General features: G+C 60.8%; 14 protein-coding genes. 11 read left to right on the forward strand and 3 right to left on the reverse strand.

Annotated features, from left to right (window positions below; translation table 11 throughout):
• The coding region (locus Q0216_RS01200; RefSeq protein WP_298592279.1) for a cbb3-type cytochrome c oxidase subunit I at nucleotides 1-1,771 on the reverse strand (1,771 nt) is incomplete at its 3' end.
• A 662-nt stretch (nucleotides 1,772-2,433) separates the two neighbouring features.
• Between Q0216_RS01200 and Q0216_RS01205 the strand changes: the two genes are divergently transcribed.
• The 7 genes from Q0216_RS01205 (at nucleotide 2,434) to Q0216_RS01235 (ending at nucleotide 12,983) form a co-directional block, all read left to right on the forward strand.
• Nucleotides 2,434-3,114 (forward strand): 1-acyl-sn-glycerol-3-phosphate acyltransferase, encoded by a 681-nt coding sequence (locus Q0216_RS01205; protein ID WP_298592281.1) that lies wholly within the window; start codon nucleotides 2,434-2,436, stop codon nucleotides 3,112-3,114.
• Nucleotides 3,115-3,301: 187 nt separating this feature from the next.
• On the forward strand, nucleotides 3,302-5,242 hold the full coding sequence (gene uvrC, locus Q0216_RS01210; RefSeq protein ID WP_298592283.1) for an excinuclease ABC subunit UvrC: 1,941 nt from the start codon (nucleotides 3,302-3,304) through the stop codon (nucleotides 5,240-5,242).
• Nucleotides 5,243-5,404: 162 nt separating this feature from the next.
• Nucleotides 5,405-6,610: a methionine adenosyltransferase gene (metK, locus tag Q0216_RS01215; protein WP_005506182.1), complete on the forward strand. Its 1,206-nt coding sequence runs from the start codon at nucleotides 5,405-5,407 to the stop codon at nucleotides 6,608-6,610.
• A gap of 33 nt (nucleotides 6,611-6,643) precedes the next feature.
• Nucleotides 6,644-9,037: a primosomal protein N' gene (locus tag Q0216_RS01220; protein ID WP_298592285.1), complete on the forward strand. Its 2,394-nt coding sequence runs from the start codon at nucleotides 6,644-6,646 to the stop codon at nucleotides 9,035-9,037.
• Nucleotides 9,038-9,150: 113 nt separating this feature from the next.
• Entirely contained in the window at nucleotides 9,151-11,898 is a 2,748-nt protein-coding gene (locus tag Q0216_RS01225; RefSeq protein WP_298592287.1) for an aconitase, read from the forward strand.
• Nucleotides 11,899-12,125: 227 nt separating this feature from the next.
• Nucleotides 12,126-12,377 carry a DNA mismatch repair protein gene (locus tag Q0216_RS01230; RefSeq protein ID WP_298592289.1) on the forward strand — a complete coding sequence of 84 codons (252 nt, stop codon included), beginning with the start codon at nucleotides 12,126-12,128 and terminating at the stop codon, nucleotides 12,375-12,377.
• A 363-nt stretch (nucleotides 12,378-12,740) separates the two neighbouring features.
• The gene (locus Q0216_RS01235) at nucleotides 12,741-12,983 is read left to right on the forward strand and encodes a DNA mismatch repair protein (RefSeq protein ID WP_298592291.1); all 243 of its coding nucleotides are present in this window, start codon (nucleotides 12,741-12,743) and stop codon (nucleotides 12,981-12,983) included.
• A 312-nt stretch (nucleotides 12,984-13,295) separates the two neighbouring features.
• Here Q0216_RS01235 and Q0216_RS01240 read toward each other — a convergent pair whose 3' ends face one another.
• The gene (locus Q0216_RS01240; RefSeq protein WP_298592293.1) at nucleotides 13,296-14,423 is read right to left on the reverse strand and encodes a glycosyltransferase family 1 protein; all 1,128 of its coding nucleotides are present in this window, start codon (nucleotides 14,421-14,423) and stop codon (nucleotides 13,296-13,298) included.
• A 23-nt stretch (nucleotides 14,424-14,446) separates the two neighbouring features.
• On the reverse strand, nucleotides 14,447-15,472 hold the full coding sequence (locus Q0216_RS01245) for an alpha/beta fold hydrolase (RefSeq protein ID WP_298592295.1): 1,026 nt from the start codon (nucleotides 15,470-15,472) through the stop codon (nucleotides 14,447-14,449).
• Nucleotides 15,473-15,694: 222 nt separating this feature from the next.
• Between Q0216_RS01245 and leuS the strand changes: the two genes are divergently transcribed.
• From leuS to Q0216_RS01265, 4 genes are all read left to right on the forward strand, one after another.
• Entirely contained in the window at nucleotides 15,695-18,190 is a 2,496-nt protein-coding gene (gene leuS, locus Q0216_RS01250) for a leucine--tRNA ligase (protein ID WP_298592296.1), read from the forward strand.
• Nucleotides 18,191-18,397: 207 nt separating this feature from the next.
• A complete protein-coding gene (locus Q0216_RS01255) occupies nucleotides 18,398-19,447 on the forward strand; it encodes a DegV family protein (protein ID WP_298592297.1) in 1,050 nt (349 codons plus the stop codon).
• Between the two features lie 521 nt (nucleotides 19,448-19,968).
• Nucleotides 19,969-20,973: a type I glyceraldehyde-3-phosphate dehydrogenase gene (gene gap, locus Q0216_RS01260; RefSeq protein ID WP_298592299.1), complete on the forward strand. Its 1,005-nt coding sequence runs from the start codon at nucleotides 19,969-19,971 to the stop codon at nucleotides 20,971-20,973.
• A 345-nt stretch (nucleotides 20,974-21,318) separates the two neighbouring features.
• On the forward strand, nucleotides 21,319-22,542 hold the full coding sequence (locus Q0216_RS01265) for a phosphoglycerate kinase (protein WP_298592301.1): 1,224 nt from the start codon (nucleotides 21,319-21,321) through the stop codon (nucleotides 22,540-22,542).
• Nucleotides 22,543-22,634 lie beyond the last annotated feature (92 nt).

Raw genomic sequence — 22,634 nt, forward strand, 5'->3', positions numbered from 1 at the left:
TGGTGCGGTTGGAGTACTGGCGAGCACCCAGCTGCATGAAGCCCCACGCCTCAACGGTCAGGAAGGTCAGCGGAATAACCTCAGCAGCCGAGAAGAACGCACCGAATGCCATCTGCTCGGAGGGGGTACCGACGAAGTAGGTGTGGTGCAGAGTACCGATCACACCACCGACGGAGTAGAGCACGGCGTCCATCATGATGATGGAGATTGCGATGCGCTCGCGGACCACGCCGAGCAGCACGAAGATGTACGCCACCATGACGGTGGTGAACAGTTCGAGGAAGTCCTCCACCCAGAGGTGAACCACCCAGAATCGCCAGAATTCGGCGACGGTCACGTGAGTACGCTGACCTGCAAGCAGGCCGACCGCGTAGAACATGGGGATGGCGAGGCCGGAGAAGAGGAACAGCCACGGCAGGGAGGTCTTCTTCGAGCCCTTCAGGCGAGCGGAGAGGGTACGCCAGACGATGACGATCCAGATGAACATACCCGCGATGAGCAGGATCTGGAAGAATCGCGGCAGATCCAGGAACTCCCACTGCTGCGAGAAGAAGCCGGTGAGTTCCTTGGGGACGAGGCCCTTCTGAGAGAACCATTCGTTCAGCAGCGAGCCGAGGACCACGAAGACCACAGCGCCGATGAGAACGTAGGTGAGCAGGCCCTGCTTCTTGGGTTCGCGGCGGGTAATCAGCGGGGCGATGAAGATACCGCCCGCCAGGAACGCACCTGCGGTCCAGAAGAGGGAGAGCTGAAGGTGCCAGGTTCGAGATACCGTGTAGGGCAGAATCTGACCCATGTCGATACCGAAGAAGCCGGTGAGTTCTTCACGGTAATGCTCGGTGAGTGCACCCACCAGAGCCTGCAGCAGGAACAGCACCAGGATCGTTGCGAAGAGCAGGCAGGCTGCCTTCTGCGAGGGGGTCAGGCGAACTTCGTCGGGCTGACGGAAGTCGAGGACGGGTGCCTCTTCCGCGTGCCAGCCGATAGATCGGGACCAGCGGCCGTAGATGGCGAACATCAGACCGGTACCACCGATGAGGGCAATCAGGGAGAGCGCCGACCAGACCATCAGATCCGCGGTGGGCTTGTTGTCCACGTTGGGTTCGGAAGGCCAGTTGTTGGTGTAGGAGTAGGGCTGGTCGGGGCGGTCTGCCGCCGATGCCCATGCGGTCCAGCCGAAGAATGCGACGAGGTCGCGCAGTTCCTCTTCGTTCTGAATGGCGTTGGGGAACAGACCCTGCGAGGTGTCACCCCTCATCAGGGTGTCGCGGTAGTGGTCGAGCATGAGCTGGTAGCCCTTGGTCTGACCAGCGGACCAGGTGATGGTATTAGTCTGCTCGTCGTACTTGTTCTCCTTGCGCCACTCGTTCTTGACGAGTTCGCGGGGGTCCTGCTTGCCCTGCTCACGGTACTCCTTGATGGCAGCATCGGTGGTCAGGCGCAGGTATTCTGCAGTGTAGTCGGGGCCGAGGTAGGCGCCGTGGCCGAGCACGGATCCGTACTGCTGCAGGCCGCGTCCCTGGAACAGTTCCTGACCGCGCAGAATCTGTTCTTGGGTCGCGATGACTTTGCCGTCATTGCCGACGATTTTGTCGGGGAGCGGCATGGAGAGTGCGTAGGTGCGCATTGCAAGGACTGCCATGATGGTGAAGCCCAGGAGCATCACAAACGCAACAGCCTGTACCCAGCCTTTTCCGGCATAGGCACCGACCGTGTCTGAGCGGCGGGCAATCTTTGCTGCCTGCGCACGCGAGACGGGTTTTGTAGCCATAGTGTATGTCTCCAGTGTGCGTGGAATTTGTATGTGGAGTGGCTCCGACGCACATCCGCTGGAGGGGCGGCTCACTATGTTCGGGGTGAATCGTCCTTGAGGGAGGTGCGACAGCCCACCCTGCTATCATTTTTGCATATTAAATGCGTATTTACGAAACTTTGCTGACGTAGCGTCACAATGTGACGCGGCTAATTTGCCGGAACATCTGCAATCACAGGGCGGAAAACCTGAAATATTACGTTGAGGTTGAATCCTTAGCTTCCGCGCCGTCTCCCCGCCTGTAACGGTGAGTGTCAAGAGGGAGAAGGCTCCGAGGCAGAATCTGCGTAGGCTCACTCAACCGGGCTTCTACTCGGGCTCCTACCGGGGCACTCGTCGGAACCACTGCTCTCGCCGAAATCATGAGCGGGAGGCGCATCCCAGCATATGGAAGGGGAGCGCGGCGCCCCTCACGTTCCTACACCCGGGTGTGGAATAATAAAACCCGGTACTACTAAACACAGTACAAATAAATACAGTACAAATTTTTTTCAGTACAGATTCTGTGCACTCGCACGGCGCACCATCTGAAGGGGTCGCTCACCCCGCATCCACGGCGGACCGCCGCCACAGCCCGCAATCTATCGGCACCAATCTATCGGCACCTCAGGAGAGTTCACGTGCTTCTCTACAAATCCACCCAGAAAGCAGTCACCGGAATCCTGCGCACCGTCTTCCGCGCCCGCGTGACCGGACTCGAAAACTTCCCCGCCACCGGCCCGGTGATTGTCGCCTCCAACCACCTGTCCTTCCTGGACTCCATCATTATTTCCGCCATGATGCCGCGCCGCGTGGCGTTCCTCGCCAAGGCTGAGTACGTGAACACCCCCGGCCCGCGCGGCAAGATGATGAAGGCGTTCTTCGAAGCCGTGGACATCATTCCCGTGAACCGCTCCGACCGTTCCGAATCGCTCAAGGCACTCGACATTGCCCTGGAGAAGCTGCAGGAGGGTAAGGTCTTCGGCATTTACCCCGAGGGCACCCGCTCCCGCGACGGCTACCTGTACCGCGGCAAGATTGGTGTGGCGTGGCTGGCGCACATGACCGGCGCGCCCGTGGTTCCGGTCGGTCTGATTGGTACCGACCGTCTGCAGAAGCCCGGCTCGAACATGATTTACCCGCGCCGCTTCACGATTCGTGTGGGTAAGCCGCTCTACTTTGAGAAGACCGGCGAGAAGATGACCGGCAAGCAGCGCCGCGTCACCACGGACACGATTATGGACGAGATTGCTCAGCTGTCCGGTCAGGCGCGCAAGAACGAGTACAACGTTTCGCCCTCAGCCGCACGTGACGCAGGCTAGGGCACACGCCGCCTATACCGCGTAGACTTAAACCGCGCATTCACGCACCCACCCCGCGCTTTGGGGAGCCCGGTGTAGGATGCGCGGTTTGTCGTATGTGAGCGCCCGATATGACTCCGGTAGCCCCGCAGAGAACCACACCGTAGAGAATTACCGTAAAGCCCAGTTGAGCGAGGAGAAAGTACCCATGGCAGAGCCTTCCAGCTACCGCCCCGCCCCCGGCGAAATCCCCACCGACCCGGGCGTTTACCGTTTTCGCGATGCCGACGGCCGCGTCATCTACGTGGGTAAGGCGAAGAACCTGCGCAACCGCCTCAACAGCTATTTTGCGTCCCCTCAGACGCTCAGCCCGAAGACCTACGCGATGGTGCATACGGCGGCGAGTGTGGAGTGGACCGTGGTGGCGAGCGAGATGGAATCGCTGCAGCTCGAATACACCTGGATTAAGGAGTTTTCGCCGCGGTTCAATATTGCGTTCCGTGACGATAAGTCGTACCCGTACCTGGCGATTACGGTCAATGATGTGTACCCGCGCGCGATGGTGACTCGCGGTGAGCGCCGTAAGGGCGTGCGCTATTTTGGCCCCTATTCGCAGGCGTGGGCGATTCGTGAAACCTTGGATGCGCTGCTGCGCGTGTTCCCGGTGCGCACCTGCACGAACGGCGTGTTTAACCGCGCGAAGAATAGTGGCCGCCCGTGCCTGCTTGGCTATATCGATAAGTGCGCGGCGCCGTGCGTGGGCAAGATTAGCCCCGAGGAGCACCGCGAGTTGGCGCGCGGGCTGACCCGGTTTATGGCGGGTGGCGCTGAGAAGCATATCGCCCAGTTGACCGCGGAAATGAAAGCCGCCGCAGCCGATATGGACTTTGAGCGCGCCGCGATTCTTCGCGACGATATTGCCGCGCTGACTAAGGCGTTTGAGCGTAACGCCGTGGTGCTCGGCGCGACCGTGGACGCCGACCTGTTCGCCTACGCCGAGGACGACCTGGAGGCGTCCGTGCAGGTGTTCTTCGTGCGCGGCGGCAGGATCCGCGGCCAGCGCGGCTGGATCGTGGAGAAGGTCAACGACAGCACCGACGCGCAGCTCATTGAGCAGCTGATTGCGCAGGTGTACAGCGATATTGCGGCGAGCCTCGCCTCCCAGAAGGACGCCGAGAAGAGCCTGAACAGCTACGATATTCCGCGTTCCGTGCTCGTGCCGGTGGAGCCCGAGAATAAGGAGCAGTTGGCGTCCTGGCTGGCGGAGGTGCGCGGCGGCCCCGTGGAAATTAGCGTCCCGCAGCGCGGCGACAAGGCAGAACTCATGAAGACGGTTGCCGAGAATGCGCGCCAGTCGCTGACCCTGCACAAGAGCCGCCGTGCCGGTGATTTGACCACGCGCAGCGCCTCCCTCGTGGAGCTGCAGGAGGCGCTGGAACTGCCGGACCCGCTGCTGCGCATCGAGTGCTACGACATTTCGCATGTGCAGGGCACGAACGTGGTCGCCTCCATGGTCGTCTTTGAAGACGGCATGCCCGCGAAGAACGCCTACCGCACCTACAGCATTACCGGCGACGCCGCGCGTGACGATACCGCCAGCATGTACGACGTCATTACGCGCCGCTTCAAGAGGCACCTGGCGCAGCAGGCGGAACGCGAAGCCGCGCCCGTGCGCTCCGGCGAGATTGACGCCTCCACGCCCGAGCCTGCGAAGTTCGCCTACCCGCCGAACCTGGTGCTCGTGGACGGCGGCCCGCCCCAGGTGGCTGCCGCCTCCGCCGCGCTGAGCGACCTGGGCATTACGGATGTGTACGTTGCCGGCATCGCTAAGCGCCTGGAGGAACTGTGGCTACCGGACGACGACTACCCGGTCGTGCTGCCGCGCACCTCGCAGGCGCTGTACCTGGTGCAGCGCATCCGCGACGAGGCGCACCGTTTCGCTATCACCTTCCACCGTTCTAAGCGCGGTAAGGCGATGGTCGCCTCCGCCCTGGATGAGGTGCCCGGTCTGGGCGAGGTGAAGCGCGCCGCGCTGATTAAGCACTTCGGGTCGGTGGCTCAGATTAAGCAGGCGAGCGCCGAGGAGTTGACGGCGGTGCCGGGTATTGGTCCGGCGTTGGCTCAGAAGATTCTGGCGGCGCTGACCTAAGCATCTGGTGGCGCCGCGTGAAGAAGCCCGTGAAGAAGCCGCCCGGCGGGTGGCTGCGCCCCGCCTCGTAATAGCGCTTAACAAACGTGTCATAATTGAAGGAAACCGTCATCATTACGAGCGCGCTATCTTCGCGCGCCCTCAACCAGTAGAGTGGAAACCGTGAGTAATAACCATCTGCGCCTATTCACCAGCGAGTCGGTGACTGAAGGCCACCCCGATAAGATTTGTGACCAGATTTCTGACGCCATCCTTGACGGCATCATCGCCCAGGATCCCGCAGCGAACGTTGCTGTGGAGACCATGGTAACCACCGGTCAGGTGCATGTTGCCGGTGAGGTGACCACCTCCAGCTACGTCGAAATCCCCTCCATCGTGCGCGAGACCATTCTGGGTATCGGCTACGATTCCTCTACCCGCGGTTTCGACGGTGAGTTCTGCGGCGTGTCCGTGTCCATTGGCGAACAGTCCCCGGACATTAACGCCGGCGTGTACGAGTCCCTTGAGGTTCGTCAGGGTATCGCTGCTGACGAGTACGACCGCCAGGGTGCGGGCGACCAGGGCATCATGTTCGGTTACGCTTCCAACGAGACGAACGTGCTGATGCCCGCCCCGATTTGGCTGGCGCACCGCCTCTCTGAGCGTCTGACCAAGGTCCGTAAGGACGGCCTGCTGACCGAGCTGCGCCCCGACGGCAAGACTCAGGTGACCCTCGGCTACGATTCGAACAACGTCCCCGTCTCCGTGGACACCGTGGTTGTTTCGAGCCAGCACACCGCAAGCTACGATTTGGCTGACCTGCGTGCAGACATTGAGAAGCACGTGATCGCACCGGTCCTGGGCAGCGTCGAGCTGGATTCTTCCAACGCTAAGTTCATTGTGAACCCCGCTGGCCGCTTCGTTCAGGGTGGCCCCGTGGGTGATGCGGGTCTGACCGGCCGCAAGATTATTGTGGACACCTACGGCGGTTCGGCTCGTCACGGTGGTGGCGCGTTCTCCGGTAAGGACCCGTCGAAGGTGGACCGTTCCGCAGCGTACGCAATGCGTTGGGTTGCGAAGAACATTGTGGGTGCCGGTCTGGCTGACCGCGCCGAGGTTCAGGTTGCGTACGCTATCGGCCAGGCAGCGCCGGTCGGTCTGTACGTTGAAACCTTCGGCACCGAGAAGGTCGACCCGATCAAGATTGAGAAGGCTGTGCGTGAGGTCTTCGACCTGCGCCCGCTGGCAATCATTAACGAACTGGATCTGCGCCGCCCGATCTACAAGAAGACCGCAGCTCACGGCCACTTCGGTCGTACCGAGCCGGAATTCACCTGGGAGCGCCTGAACCGCGTGGATGCGCTGCGTTCGGCAGTGTCCTCTTCCTAATCTCTGTCAGGGTAGAGGAGCACGCTGATTCGGGTGACTCAGAGCAGTTCTGAATCGAACTCTTCGGCACCGTTGGGTGCTCAGCAGGAATCCCTGCAACAGCTTGACCTGTTGCAGGGATTTCCTGCTCTTCGTGATGCCCTGATTCCGGCTGCCCCGGAGCCGGTGAATGTTGCCGCTGAGTTGGAGGCGAGCGGCGTGCCGAACCCTGTGGCGCGTGTGCGTGTGGATAGCACCCTGCCGCAGGTGGACCGCACCTTTGATTACCGCGTGCCCGCTGAGCTGAGTGAGGATGCGGTGCCCGGCGCTCGCGTGCGCGTGCTGTTCAACGGTCACGAGCTGACCGGTTACATTGAGGAGCGCGCCGCCACGACCGATTGGACGCGCACTTCGCTGTTGCCGCTTAAGTCGGTGCTGTCGCGGGTGCCGTCTGTTGCGCCCGAAATTTTTGCGCTTGCCGAGGCGCTTGCTGACCGTTACGCTTCGACGGTGGCGAATGTTTTGCGTCTGTCGGTGCCACCGCGTATTGCCGCCCTGGATAAGAAGTATGCGCCTCTGCTGCCGGGGTACGAGTCGGCGTATCTGAGCGAGCCTGCTCGGGTGAATGTCCCCAAAAATAGTGCGGAGGATGCCACCGAGACCAACCCCGAGCACGCGGATCCCGAGCCTGCTACCGCCTCCGCCGCCTCCACTCACGCCGACCCGTACGCTTGGCTCGCCACCCCCGGCTCACCCGCGCCCTTCGTGCTGGACCCGCCGGCGCTGAACCCGGACGCGCCGGATGCCGCCTCCGTCTTCTCCGATTACGAGAACGGTGCGGAGTTCATTGAGGACGTTGCCGCCGGTGCCGCAACCCGCGCCGTGATGACGGTTCTTCCCGGCCACCTGGAGCACACGTGGGCGGATGTTTTGGCGACCGCTCTCGCAACCGCTGCGGCGAACGGCAGGGGCGCTATTGCGGTGGTTCCGACCGCTAAGAACCTGGATCTTCTGGAGGCGGCGCTCGCCGAGCGTCTGCCCGCTGACTCGTTTGTGCGTTTGAGTTCTGATTCGACTCCGCATACTCGCTATCACGGGTTTGTGAAGGCGCGCCTGGGGCAGGTTCCGGTGGTAATTGGTACCCGCGCGGCAGCTTATGCGCCGGTGGCGAACCTGGGCCTGGTGGTGTGCTGGGATGACGGCGATTCTTCGCTTCTGGAGCAGCGCGCCCCGTATTGTCATGCCCGTGATGTGTTGCTTCTGCGTGCTGCGGCTGAGAATACTGCGGCGCTGTTTGCCGGGTTCAGCATGAGTAGTGAGGCGGCGCGTCTGGTGCGTACCCGCTGGGCGTCTCATGTGCGTGCGCCGCGTGCGCTGGTGCGTGAGTATTCGCCGCGTATTTTTTCGACGGGTTCGGAGTTTGAGCTGGCGCGTGACCCGTTGGCGGCGATGGCGCGTATTCCGCACCTGGCGTTTGAGCATGCTCGTCGGGCGTTGGCGCGTGGTCCTGTGTTGGTTCAGGTGGCGCGCAGCGGCTATATTCCGTCGTTTTCGTGCGAGCGTTGCCGCATGCCGGCGCGTTGTGGCGAGTGTAGCGGGCCCCTGTCGGTGGCTTCGGGTTCGTCGGTTCCGTCGTGTTCGTGGTGCGGTCGTCTGGCGCAGCAGTGGCGTTGTTCTGAGTGTGGTTTTACGCATTGGCGTTATTCGGCGGCGGGTGCGACTCGTACGGCTGAGGAGCTGGGTCGTGCGTTCCCGAATGTTCCGGTGATTTCTTCGGCGGGTGACCATGTGCGGGCGTCGGTTGGTCCTGAGCCTGCGTTGGTGGTGGCGACTCCGGGTGCTGAGCCGGTGGCTTTTGGCGGCTATGCGGCGGCGCTTTTGTTGGATGCCGATAAGATGCTTCGTTTTGATTCCTTGCGTGCCCCGGAGGCGGCGTTGCGTCGCTGGTTGAATGCGGCGGCGTTGGTGCGTCCGGCGGCGCTTGAGGGTACGGTGGTGACGACTGCTTCGCCGTCGCCGGTGGAGCAGGCGCTGGTGCGTTGGGATCCGGCGTGGTTTGCTCGCCAGGAGTTGGAGGAGCGCGCTCAGACGGGTCTGCCTCCGGCGGTTCGTACGGCTGCGGTGACCGGTGCGGAGGCGGATGTTCGCGCCTTCATGGAGGAGTTCTTGGGCTCTTCTGCGCTGGATGAGCGGGTGCGTGAGCAGTTGCGTATTGTGGGTCCGGTTCCTCTGGATCAGGGGTATTTTGCCTGGTCGGAGTCTCTTGTGGAGGATTCTGAGGAGGCTCCGGTTCAGGGCGATTGGCGTACCCTGATGTTCTTCTCGTATGGCATTGCCCAGCAGGTGACCCGCGAGTTGCGTGCTACGCGTGCAACGATTGCGGCGTTGAAGAAGAACGTGGGGGAGCGGCCGGTTCAGATTCGTTGCGACGGCCTGGATGTACTGTAATTTTCTAGCCGTGCTGTAGTGTTCTAGTGAGGGGCGGTTTGTGCTCCTGACTGCGGTGCTGACGGCGTGATTTTCGTCTGTGGGGTCAGCGCAGAGGCGAGGAGGTGAGAGGCATGCCGAAGATGCCTCATCTGCTGAAGGGTAGTGCGCTGCCTGACGATGAGCAGCGGCGGCTGGCTGAGTATGCTTCTGCGCATCCGAAGAGTGCCCTGCACCGCAAGGGTAAGCACCATGATGCGGCGGTGCTGCTGATTCACGGTATCGGCTACCAGAATCACGGTGAGACGCTCGCGTATTTTGGCAAGCCGGTGGCGCATAGTGTGCAGACTCTGTTGGCGCTGAACACGGATTCTGCTGCCCTCTCTGACGAGAACCCCGCTGCGGAGGCTTCTGCGCGGGTTCGTGTTGAGGTGATTCCTGACGGTGATACCTTCCCGCCTGCCGCTGAGGTGAACCCGCTGAGCCACCAAAGCGAGTTGACGTATTCGTTGACGATTGAGCGCACGGAGTACCCCGCCGACCCGGCGGAGGAAAGCCCGGAGGCAGAAAAGAAATCCGCTCAGGAAGAAGCCGCCTCACCGTCTGAAGCTGACGGGCAGAATCTTCTGGAGCGGACTCTGCAAGAGAAAACTTTGCTTGAGCGCACCCTGGACTCTGCACGTAAGTACCGTCTGCGTAAGTGGGCGGTATTGCGCCCCTCGTTTGATGTGAGCGTGCTGGGTCTTCCGGTGTTTGAGGGTGCCCCGGCGGAGGATCTGCCCAAGGTTGAGTTGCCCAAGGTAGCACTGCCCAAAGTAGAGCTCCCGAACATTGAGCTACCCAGTATCGAGCTGCCTCATCTTGAATTTCCGCGCCTGCCACAGCCGAAGCCGCGCCCGGTGCGCACGGTCACTCGCCGCAGCCTCCTCTTTCAGGAGGGCTTTTGGCGACCGCGGCATTACCGCCCGTTGAAGGAGCATTTGCCCTGGTTGGTGTCGGTTTTGCCGCTGTTTTTGATGTTCTGCTTCTACTATGAGCGCCCCGGCGTGACCTTGCGTGAGCGTGCCGGGAACCTGTGGCGTTCTACGGCCCGGTTTGTGAATGTGGCACTGTGGTTGGTGCTGGCGGCAATGGCTGTGATGACCTTCCGTGATGCTTTTGTGGCGTCCCTGGGCACTGCGCAGGGTGCGTTTACGGCTCTTGCGGCGGTGCTCGGCCTGGGTATTGTGGGCTGGGTTTTGGCTCGTCGTGCCCGTGAGCTGTGGGCGCTGGTGAAGGCTATTCCGACGCAGCTGATTCAGACGGCGACCAGCCCGGATTCGCGCGATTTGGAGCGTATTTATGCGCGTCTGGATCGTCAGCTGGACGATTTGAGTTCCCGTAGCGATGCGGTGGGTATTATTGCCCATTCGCAGGGCGGGTATTTGAGCTATGAGTTGCTGCGTCGTCGTGCGGCGGCGGGTAAGAAGCCGATTCGTTTCTTCTACGGCCTGGGTAGTGGTGTGGTCCCGATTAGCATTATCGCTAGTGACCGCAACGACATTCCGGAGCGTCTGGATGCCGCGGGCGGCTACCGTAACCGCGCCATGCTGCTGTGGGTGAGCGCGGTCGCGGCGCTCTCGTGGCTGGTGGAGGCGTCCCTGCTGGCAAGCCCGTACCGTTCACTGCTGCATCATGCGATGCTGGTGCCGCTGGCATTGAGTGTGGTACCGCTGGTTGCGAGCGTACTGGGTGCTTTGAAGGGTAGGGCGCGTATTGTCCGCAGGAGCGCCGGGGAAAACGCTGAGGAAAGCCGGGAAAGCACCTCCGCAACTCCCTCCGCAAAGATCTCTGCAACCGCCTCCGCGAAGAGCCCGGCTGATGTGCGTCCGGCGGAGGCACACCTGGCGAACCCGTACGGCACGCGCGCCTACGTGAAGTGGCTGATTCCGCTGCTCTTCGTGCACGGCGTTTTCATGCTGTACGCGGTGTTCATGCTGCTGCTGGCGCAGGTGCGTGCTGAGGGCGCTGTCCCCGAGCTGACCGCCGCCTCTGTGGCGTTTTGGGGCGCTCTGATTCTGGTGCTCATGATGTCGGTGCGTAGCGCCTGCCACCTGTATGTGCGCGCCTACGCGCCGATGCTGCAGGATCTTGATGTGGTTGACCGGTGCGAGATTTCCGCTCGTGGTGACAGTATTGGCAGGTCGAATATTACTCAGCCCGCCGGTGTGGATGTTACGTTTGTGACCCTGCCGGGCCCGTCGGTGAATAGTCACATGCAGTATTTTGATGCGTGTTCGCCGGTGCCGTTGATGCTTTCGCACCGCCTGGTGCCGCACATGATGCCGGCGGGTGAGCAGGCGCAGAAGGCGGCGGCTTTCACCGATATTGGTGCGGAACTGAACAACGGTTTTACACGTGTGAAGAAGTGGATGCGCACCATGCATTACGGGCTGTATGCGGTGCTTCTGCTGATGCTGTCGGTGCTGCTGAATGTGGCGTCACCGGTGAGTCTGTCCGCGTTGACGGGGCTTGATACGTCGGGTCTGCATTCGGAGGGCTTCGAGCGTCTGGTGGCTGATGCTCAGCAGCTGCGTGAGCGGGCGGGTTCTTCGGATCTGCTGCTGTGGATTCTGGTCGGCATTTTTGTGGTGGAGGCGCTGCTGATGATGGTGCTTTCGCCGTGGACTCAGCGGCGTTTGCAGCGTGCGTTCATGATGCGCAAGGTGGACCGCACGGGTCAGCTGAGTGAGTTCAATCCTCTGCCGATGGTGACGGCTCTTCTGGGTCTTGACGGTGAGGATGAGGACACTGAGGATGAAGTCGTGGCGAGTGCGGGGGAGAAGGGCGCGTCTCAAACTTATGCATCCCAGGCCAGCGCGGCACAGGCGAACGGGGTGTAGATTAGTCTCGCTCGGTGTGGCGCACATCCGCCATTTTATGCACCATGTGCATTTAGTGGTTGATAATAGCTCTAGGCGCCCCTAATTAGCGTAGTCGCCGTATTCACGGTAAAATATTCACCACTGCGGATACTATTTCGGCGCTTGTCGAGGTGGTATTGGCGGTATCTATCACTCAACTTCGCGTACGCTTCACAACCGTGCGCACCAACGAAAGATGAATACTGGTGACTCAGACTATGATCACCCCCGCATACGAACCTGCATGCGGCGGGTCTGCTTCTGTACACAATTACGGCGTCATGCACCCGGACCCCGTGTTGCTTTCCGACATGACCAGCGCAGAACGAGGAGCTGTTTACCGCTACTTGGCGCGCTTCGCTGAGCTGGATGACGCAAAGATTTTCTACGCGTACAGTCACGCCTATGAGCTGGCCCGTAAGGATGCCGAGCACGGTCTTTACGCAACTATGGCGTAGCCTGCATCGTTAGTTTTTAGAAATGCTGCTGCACTTCTCGTGAGTGTGGCAGCATTTCTGCTTTTCGGACTGTCTTTCGGTTTCGGTCTGGATCCCGGGCGGGTTTAGCTCGCGGGGACGTGACGGTCATACGCCGCTATGTGCCGCCGATTTCTTCCTGACTACCGGGGACGTGTCCACTATGGGGGCGTTCCCCGCTGGTTCTTGAACATTGATTGGCTCTTGGGTAGTTTAGAGGTATCACAACCACTGCTGCGAAGAGACTCTCGGTCGCCTCCGCGATTCTGTCCGCAATGTTATACGTAGCGTCTGCGCTGATGCAGCGTTGCACTTAAGAAACGCCCAAAGGAAAGGTACTCACCGATGAGCTTTACCAATATCACCTCTGAATACGAGCCGGGATTTGGCGATTCGGCACCGAGCCGTGACAACGGCATTACTCACCCGGATCCTGTGCTGCTGTCCTCGATGACGAAGGCTCAGCGTGGCGCGGTGTGCCGCTACCTGGCTCGTTTTGCTGAGCTGGATGATGCGAAGATTTTCTATGCGTACGGTCATGCGGATGAGCTGGCTGCGAAAGAAGCAGCCCGCGGAGCTTACGTATAAGGATTCCTGCTTCGGTTCGGTGCGGTGAGGCTGCACCTTCCGGATGCGCCCTCAGGGTGCCCGAGCTCTGCGAGGGCGGGTTCCCTGCGTCGGCGCGGAGGAAGTGTGTAGCGAACCGCCCTTGCATACCGCCGCAGTGTAGAACGCGTGCCGCATACGCCACTCGGCGCCCACGAATTGAATACGAGAATGCCGCCACACCCTCCCGAGTTTCGGGGGAGTGCGGCGGCATTTCTGTGCCTAGCGCCGTAATTTAGCGCCGCGTTCTGTAAGTCTTGCAAGCCCTAGAGCCCGCGCTTCAGAGAGCCCGCTTTAGAGCCCGCGCACGATCTCCAGCAGCTTGAGTGCCGAGTCGCGCCAGGAGTAGCGGCGCACATCCGACAGGCCGTCAATAATCACGCGCTCGCGAACGGCGGTGTCCTCCAGCGAACGGATAGCCTTGACCCAGTCGGCAGCGTGCGCCTCCGGGGCACCGTCAACCGGCGCGAACACGGCGTGCGGGGCAATCTCACGGAAAATCGGGATGTCACTAATCACCGCGGGGCAACCGGCAGCCTGCGCCTCAACCACGGGCAGGCCGTACCCCTCCTCACGAGAAGCCGTCACCAGTGCGTGCGCCTGGCGGAGCAGCTGCTGGTACTCCTCATCGCTCACGCCGTTGTGCACCTCCACATTGTCGGCAATCAAACGTTCGTCAGTGAGTTGCACCAGACGCTGCGGCGGCATCTTCGACAGCAGGTGCAGGCGGTAATCCGGTAGAGAACGCATCGCCAGCAGCAGGGTTTCAACGTTCTTGTACGGCATGAACGAACCCATGTACACCAAGTGCTTGACGGGCTGCTCTTCGCGGGTCGTGGCGCGTTCCAACGCAGTCTGACGGGAGACGACGCTACCGGGCTGCGGGGCATTGGGCACCACGAACAGCGGCTTGGTGGTCAGCTCATGCTCACGAATCAGTGAGGCGGTCGACTCAGAAACCGTCACGACCGCGTCGCCGTGGTTGAGCAGGAAGCGCTGCGGGGCGTAGGTCTTGTGGAAGAGCCGCCAGCCTACACGCACCGGCGCGGGCAGGAACCCGGGCGGGGTCGGGTGCGAATAGTAAATCAGGTCGTGCAGAGTGAGAATCAGCTTGAACTTGCGTCCGGTAGAGCCAATGGTCTGCATTGGGGAAAACACCACGTCCGGCGCGTACTTGTTCAGCTGCAGCGAGGCGGTCGGTTCGAGCGGGCCGGTGGGCGAGCAGATTTTCACGTGCGGCAAATCCGGTAGCATGTCCAGCTGACGTTCGTCGCTAATAATCATGGTCAGGTCGAGGTCGGCGGCGGCTTCGTCACCGGTGTCGATGAGGGTTTTGAGCGCGCCCAGCAAGGATGCAGTGTAGCGGCTGATGCCGTCGTGGAAGCCGATACGGGTGTATCGGGCGTCAACCATGAGTTTCATGTTGGTTCCTTCTGTTCGTTCCCTTAGTGCTCGGCGGCGAAATCGGCGATGAGTTCCGCGGCGAGGCGAGGGGTTTCGTAGTGGATGAGGTGCCCGACTTCGGGGATCATGTCCAGGCGCTCGCGGGCGCCGGTCGAAGAGACGGGTAGATTGCGGGAGGTCAGCGTCGCGTACATGGCGCGTGCCGTTTCGGGGGTGCCCAGGTCGTCGTCTTCTGCGACGAGCATCTGCACGGGCACGGTGATTGCGGCGGCGTATTCGGCGGCGGTGTGCGTAATGGACGCTTCGTAGGCGCTGAGCACTCCGCGGCGGGAGCCGAAGGAGCCGAAGTAGGCGGCGTGCTGGCCGTTGATGAAGCGGCGCATTGCCTTGTCTTTGGTGCGCATCATGACTTCGCTGGAGGCGCGGGTAATCAGCTGCGAGCGCAGTAGCGGGTAGCCGATTTTTTCGGGTAGTGCCGCGCCGGCACGGTAGTAGAGGGAGGCGAGGCGGGAGGCGACGCGCTGGCTGCCTTCGAGGGCGGGTTCGCTGATGGGGTTGATGAGCGAGAGTAGCGCGAGCGAGTTCGGGTGTGCGGCGGCGAAGGCGCTGGTGACGATGGAGCCGAAGGAGTGGCCGACCACGTGCAGCGGCAGGGGCTGCGCATCATCGCGGGCGGGGTTGGTGTGCTCCACAAAGTCGTTCAGCCACGCCACGTACGCGTTGATATTGTCTTTGCCCTGGGCGTTTTCGGGCAGGTCTGCGGAGCGGCCAAATCCGGGCAGGTCGGGGCTGATGATGCTGACGTTCGGGATGAGCTTCAGCAGGTAGTTCGCGATGATTTCCAGGCCGTGGTGGTCGCCACGGAAACCGTGCACGAGTAGCACGGGGTAGGAGCCTTCGGGGAAGGTGCCGTCGTTCATGCCTTTGCCGTACTGCCAATAGCGGGTCATGACCGCCTGCGTGCCGTCACCAATGAGGGCGTCGTGGCGGGTGCCGGGAATGAGCGGGCCGGGCACGCCCTCAAGAACTGAGGTGTTGGGGGAGTGCGGGGTAACGGTGGAGGTCATGGGTACCTTTCGCGGGTTGGGTACTGGGACGGCGAAGTCCCGTTCTTAATTCTAGGGGAGAAGCCTGAAAGGGCTCTGAAACTTGCGCCCCGCATCGTCAGCTGCGCGGGCGGTGCCGTCCATTTGGTAGTCGGGGCGGCCTCAACTCTGGCGCGGTGCGGGTTTCGCGTTACACTTGGAGGGTTAAGTTTTTATCAACCTGTCTTTATTTAAGGAATCGCTGTGTCTGCTCAGGTAGAGACCGAACGCAACGAAAATGCGTACGACTTCCGCGCTATGGAAGCCAAGTGGCGCCCCTACTGGGACGAAACGAAGGTTTTCCAGCCCACCGGTGACGCCCCCAAGGGCCGCAAGTATGTGCTGGATATGTTCCCGTACCCCTCCGGTGACCTTCACATGGGTCACGCGGAGGCATTCGCTATTGGTGACATGAACGCCCGCTACTTCAAGCAGTGCGGCTACGATGTTCTGCACCCGATTGGCTGGGACTCCTTCGGTCTGCCCGCTGAGAACGCAGCCATTAAGAACGACACTCACCCCAAGGAGTGGACGTACAAGAACATTGAGACTCAGGCTGAGTCCTTCAAGCGTTACGCTATTGCCGCTGACTGGAGCCGCCGCCTGCACACCTCGGACCCGGAGTACTACAAGTGGACTCAGTGGCTGTTCGAGCAGTTCTACAAGAAGGGCCTGGCGTACCGTAAGGACTCCATGGTCAACTGGTGCCCCAAGGACCAGACCGTGCTCGCGAACGAGCAGGTTGTGAACGGTGCGTGTGAGCGTTGCGGTACCACCGTGACTAAGAAGTCCCTGAACCAGTGGTACTTCAAGATCACCGACTACGCACAGCAGCTGCTGGATGACATGGAGCAGCTGGAGGGCAAGTGGCCCGACCGCGTTCTGCTCATGCAGCGTAACTGGATTGGCCGCTCCGAGGGCGCTGAGGTGCGCTTCGAGATTGAGGCGACCGAGAATCAGGCCGCTGAGTCCTTCACCGTGTTCACCACCCGCCCGGACACCCTGTACGGCGCAACCTTCATCGTGGTTGCTGCGGATGCGGCGTTCGCCGAGCAGATCGTGGCACCCGAGCACAAGGCTGCCCTGGAGCAGTACCGCGAAGACATTAAGGCACTGAGCGATATTGACCGCCAGTCCTCCGACCGCGAGAAGACCGGCGTGTTCACCGGCCGCTACGCGATTAACCCGCTGACCGGCGCGAAGCTGCCCGTCTGGGCTTCTGACTACGTGCTCGCCGACTACGGTACCGGCGCGATTATGGCTGTGCCCGCGCACGACCAGCGCGACCTTGAGTTCGCCCTGAAGTTCGACCTGCCCATCGTGAAGGTTCTGGACGTTGAGGGTGCTGAGGACCCGGCTACCAGCGGTGTTGCCGCAGCTGGTGACGGCGTGCTCGTCAACTCGGGTGAGCTGACCGGCCTGCCGAAGGCTGAGGCGATTGCTAAGGCTATTGAGCTGGTTGAGGCTGCCGGCACCGGTGAGGGTAAGGTCATTTACCGTCTGCGTGACTGGCTGCTGTCCCGCCAGCGTTTCTGGGGCACCCCCATCCCCGTGATTCACTGTGAGGATTGTGGCGAGGTTCTGGTTCCTGAGGATCAGCTGCCGGTGCTGCTGCCCGATAACCTGCGCGGTGAGCAGCTGGCTCCTAAGGGTCAGTCGCCTCTTGCCGCTGCCGATGACTGGGCTATCGTGCCCTGCCCGAAGTGTGGCAAGCAGGCTCGCCGTGACTCGGACACCATGGACACCTTCGTGGATTCCTCCTGGTACTTCCTGCGTTACGTTTCCCCGAACTACGACAAGGCTCCTTTCGACCCGCAGGCTATGAGCGAGTGGGGTGCCGTCGACATGTACGTTGGCGGTGTGGAGCACGCTATTCTGCACCTGCTGTACGCACGCTTCTTCACCAAGGTTGTTCGCGACCTGGGCCTGATTAAGCACGATGAGCCGTTCAAGGCCCTCATGAACCAGGGTCAGGTGCTCAACGGCGGTAAGGCGATGTCCAAGTCGCTGGGTAACGGCGTGAACCTGGGCGAGCAGCTCGACAAGTTCGGTGTGGACGCTATCCGCACCACCATGATTTTCGCGTCCCCGCCCGAGGATGACGTGGACTGGGCAGATGTTTCCCCGGCCGGTTCGCAGAAGTTCCTGGCTCGCGCATGGCGTGTGGCTCAGGACGTCACCAGCGAACCCGGCGTTGACGCAACCACCGGTGACCTGGAGCTGCAGAAGCTGATTGCTCGCACCGTGCACGAGGTTCAGGGCCTGCTGGATAACGGCAAGTTCAACGTGGTTGTTGCGAAGACCATGGAGCTTGTGAACGCTACCCGTAAGGCTATTGACTCCGGTGCTGGTGCGGCTGATCCGGCTGTTCGTAAGGCTGCTGAGACTATCGCTATTCTGCTGTCTCTGTACGCACCCTACACCGCTGAGGACATGTGGCACGCTCTGGGCCACGACACCCCGGTTCTGACCGCGGGCTTCCCCGAGGTTGACCCGGCTCTGCTGGTGGATGACACCGTCACCGCTATCGTGCAGATTAAGGGCAAGGTCAAGGCTCGCCTGGAGGTTGCGAAGGATATTTCCGAGCAGGAGCTTCAGGAGCTGGCTCTGGCGGATGCCGCTGTTCAGCGTTCGATTGGTGACGCCGAGATCCGCAAGGTGATTGTGCGTGCGCCTAAGCTCGTGAACATCGTGATCTAATCTTCTGAGATAAAGTGCAAGCCCCGCTGTGGCTTCGGTTCGTTCTACGGAATGAACACGGAGGCGCGGCGGGGCTTTGCTGTACTGCACTAGTGATGAGTGCCATAATGTTCAGGGAACGCTAGGAGAGGGCTCGTCATCGAAATCATGCACTGACGAGCCGGAAGTGACGAATCGAAAGTGGCGAACCGGAAGAAGGGTCGGGATATGGAGCGAGAAAACAACGCAGAGAACCGCATTGCCGTGGTGACCGATAGCGCCGCCGCCCTCGACCCGCAGCTGGTGCAGCGCCTGAGCGCTCGCGGTAATTTTGTGCTGGTTCCGATGCCGGTGACTATTCGCACGCCCGGTGAGCCTGATCGTCAGCTGCAGGATTTGACCGCCGCCGAGGTGGACGAGGCGATTATGCTCGCGCACGTGATGGGTCAGACGGTGAGTACTTCCGGGCCTGCGCCGGGCGTGTTTGCTGATGTGTATGACGAGCTGGCGTCGCGAGGTTTTACCCATGTGGTGTCTGTGCACCTGTCCGGTGAGCTTTCGGGCACGGTGGAGGCGGCGCGTACCGGTGCCCGCCTGAGCCGCCTGGGTGCCGAGGGCGTGAGCGTGGTGGATAGCCGCACGGTCGCCGGCGCCTACGGTCATGCGGTGGTGCGTGCCCTGGAGGTGCTGAACTCTGCATCCGCCGGTTCGGGTGTTGAATATCCCACTCCTGCGCAGCTGGTGGACTACATTCAGTCCATCTGCGAGCAGTCCACGCTCTACTTCTACATCCCGACCCTGGATGCGTTGCGCCGCGGCGGCCGTGTTTCCCCGGCGTTGGCGATGGTGGGGCAGATGTTCCAGATCAAGCCGATTGGCACGATCACCGAGGGCAAGCTGGCGTATGTGGAGCGTCCCCGCACTGCGGCGCGCGCCCTGGAGCGCCTGGTGGAGGTGACCGTGCAGACCTGCCGTGAGCATCAGCATGCGGCGGCGCTCAGCTCAGCAGCTGCACCTGACATGGATTCTTCTCCCACCAGTTTTTCTCACACCAGTTCTTCTCGCAAGGCAACCCCGCGCGGTGAGGTGGTTGCGGTGCATCATGTGGGTAATGCGGCGCAGGCGGTGCAGCTGTACGAGCAGGTTCAGCAGATGCTGGGGGAGAGCTCCCTGGTTCATACTGCTGCTTCTTCGGCGCCGGAGTTTTTGGTGAGTGCGCTACCGCCGGTGCTGTCGGCTCATTCGGGTTTGGGTGCTGTGGCGCTGGTGGTGTACTAGCCGCCCCTGTTGCGACACGAGATATGACACGACACGCGACACGAAAACTGTGCACCGGGAGCGCATTTAACCCGTTTTAAGGCTGTGGTGTGTCTTACGTTGGGCTTGCCTGTTTTCGCGTGAGAATTTGCACTGCCCGTGAGTTCGAGGGACCTCTTTGAAAGCCATTCGCAAGTGAAAGGGTATTTTTTACCCTCACATTTTGCCTTGATATGGCGCGGTTTTCGACAAATGTGCGTTTCATGTGTGTTTATGTTGCCGTGACCGTATCGCAACATTTTCTAAGGGTGAACACAACGTAAAACAACAGAAAACAACGGGTTTTTGCCGGTTTTTATGGCGCAACTCACAAAAATTTCTCGATAGAACACACCAAAACACACACAAACTAGGGTAGGATTATTACCAACAACGGCGGAACGCACCGGGCAACATAGAGCACGGACGAATCCGACAAACCAGAGCCTGCAAGGCATCGGATTTGTACACCGCCACCAACGCACTGACAAGGAGATACTCCAGTGACTGTACGCGTAGCAATCAACGGCTTCGGCCGCATCGGCCGCACCTTCTTCCGCGCAGCTCAGACCGAGGGCGTCGGCTTCGAGATCGTCGCAATCAACGACCTCACCGATGTTGAGACCCTGGCACACCTGCTCAAGTACGACTCCATCATGGGTCGCTTCAACGCAGAGGTCGAGGTCAAGGAAGGCGCACTGGTTGTTGACGGCAAGGAAATCAAGATCCTCGCTGAGCGCGACCCCCAGAACCTCCCCTGGAAGGACCTGGGCGTTGACGTAGTCCTCGAGTCCACCGGTTTCTTCACCGACGGCACCAAGGCAAAGGCACACATCGAGGCTGGCGCTAAGAAGGTTATCCTCTCCGCACCCGGTAAGAACATCGATGGCACCTTCGTCATGGGCGTGAACGACGACCAGTACGATGCAGCTAACCACCACATCGTCTCCAACGCATCCTGCACCACCAACTGCCTCGCTCCGATGGCTAAGGTTCTGAACGACGCATTCGGCATCAAGCAGGGTCTGATGACCACCATCCACGCATACACCGCTGACCAGCGTCTGCAGGATGCTCCCCACCGCGACCTGCGCCGTGCACGCGCAGCAGCTGTGAACATGGTCCCCACCTCCACCGGTGCAGCAGCAGCTGTTGGCCTGGTTCTGCCCGAGCTGAAGGGTAAGCTGGACGGCTTCGCAGTCCGCGTTCCCACCATCACCGGCTCCATCACCGACCTGACCTTCACCGCTGAGCGCGAGGTCACCGTTGAGGAAGTCAACGCAGCAGTCAAGGCAGCAGCTGAGGGCCCCATGAAGGGCATCATCAAGTACAACGAGGACCCCATCGTGTCCAAGGACATCGAGGGTGAGCCCATCTCCACCGTCTTCGACGCACCGCTGACCAAGGTCATCGGTGACCAGGTGAAGGTTATCGCTTGGTACGACAACGAGTACGGCTACGTTTCCCGCCTCGTGATGTTCACCAACAAGGTTGTGGCATCCCTCTAAGCCCCAATAGGCTTACGACGCTCACCGAGTGTAAGCGTCACCCCGCGTAACTAACGCATAGTGAACCCCGGCACCACCGCATCAAGCGGGGGAGTCGGGGTTTGCTGTACCAAGACTCTTGTGTAAGGGCCTTGAATAAACCTCTTAAAAACGTATAAACATACTATTTTCCGTCGCCCTTTTTGGGTCAAAAATACCGTAAGAAAATAGGTTTTATGGAGTGCGAATATCCGCGATATTCTGCGGAAAAACACCATATAAAAGCTATTTTTTAGGCTGGCAAACACCCTAATGTTCGGTATGATGGAAACGGTATATAAACCCACCTATCCAGGAGGAATTCCTATGGCTAAGGCACTGTCCGAACTGCTCGAAGAAGGCGTCGCAGGCCGCTACGTTCTCGTCCGTTCCGACCTGAACGTACCCCTGAAGGACGGCGTTGTCACCGACGATGGCCGCGTCCGCGCATCCCTGCCCGTCATTGAGAAGCTTGCCAAGGCTGGCGCACGCGTTATCGTGACCGCACACCTGGGCCGCCCCAAGGGCAAGGTCGACCCCCAGTACTCCATCGCACCGGCAGCTGCACGCCTGGCTGAGCTGGCATCCGTGCCCGTGAAGGTTGCAACCGACCTGGTAGGCGAGGACGCAAAGGCTAAGGCAGCAGCCCTGGCTGACGGCGAAGTTCTGGTCGTTGAGAACGTCCGCTACGACGCACGCGAGACCTCCAAGGATGACGCAGAGCGCGGCGAATTCGCTGACGAGCTGGTCGCACTGACCGGCGAGAACGGCGCATACGTGAACGACGCATTCGGTGCGGTTCACCGCAAGCACGCTTCCGTCTACGACGTTGCTAAGCGTCTGCCCGCATACCTGGGTGACCTGGTGAAGAAGGAAGTTGACGTTCTGGCTAAGACCCTGAACGACCCCGAGCGTCCCTTCGTTGTGGTCATGGGTGGCGCTAAGGTTTCCGATAAGCTCGCCGTGATTGACAACCTGATCGGCAAGGCTGACACCATCCTCATTGGTGGCGGCATGGGCTACACCTTCGCATACGCACAGGGCTACGAGGTCGGCAACTCCCTGCTGGAGAAGGACCAGGTCGAGAACGTTCTGCGTTACATGAAGGAAGCTCCCGAGAAGGGCACCGAGATTATCACCGCAGTTGACGTTATCTGGGCTGACGCATTCTCCGCTGACGCTAACACCGAGGTCCGCCCCATTGAGGACCTGACCGGCGGCAAGCTGGGCGCAGAGGCTGAGGGCCTGGACATTGGCCCCAAGACCGCTGAGATTTTCGCTGAGAAGATCAAGGGCGCAAAGACCATCTTCTGGAACGGCCCCGTTGGCGTGTTCGAGATTGCTCCCTTCGCTGAGGGTACCCGCGCGGTGGCACAGGCTATCGTCGACTCTGACGCATTCTCCATCATTGGTGGTGGCGACTCCGCTTCTGCAGTCCGTAACCTGGGCTTCAAGGATGAGCAGTTCGGCCACATCTCCACCGGTGGTGGCGCTTCCCTCGAGTACATTGAGGGTAAGACCCTGCCCGGTCTGGAGGCACTGGGCGCCTAATCTGGGTGCACAGATTTAGTACACGGTTTTAGTGTAAGGAACCCCCGTCGGGGCGGTATTTCGGTACCGTTCCGGCGGGGGTTTCTGCATGC

Origin of the sequence: uncultured Rothia sp. (assembly GCF_937976295.1) — a bacterium.
Taxonomy (GTDB): Bacteria; Actinomycetota; Actinomycetes; order Actinomycetales; family Micrococcaceae; genus Rothia.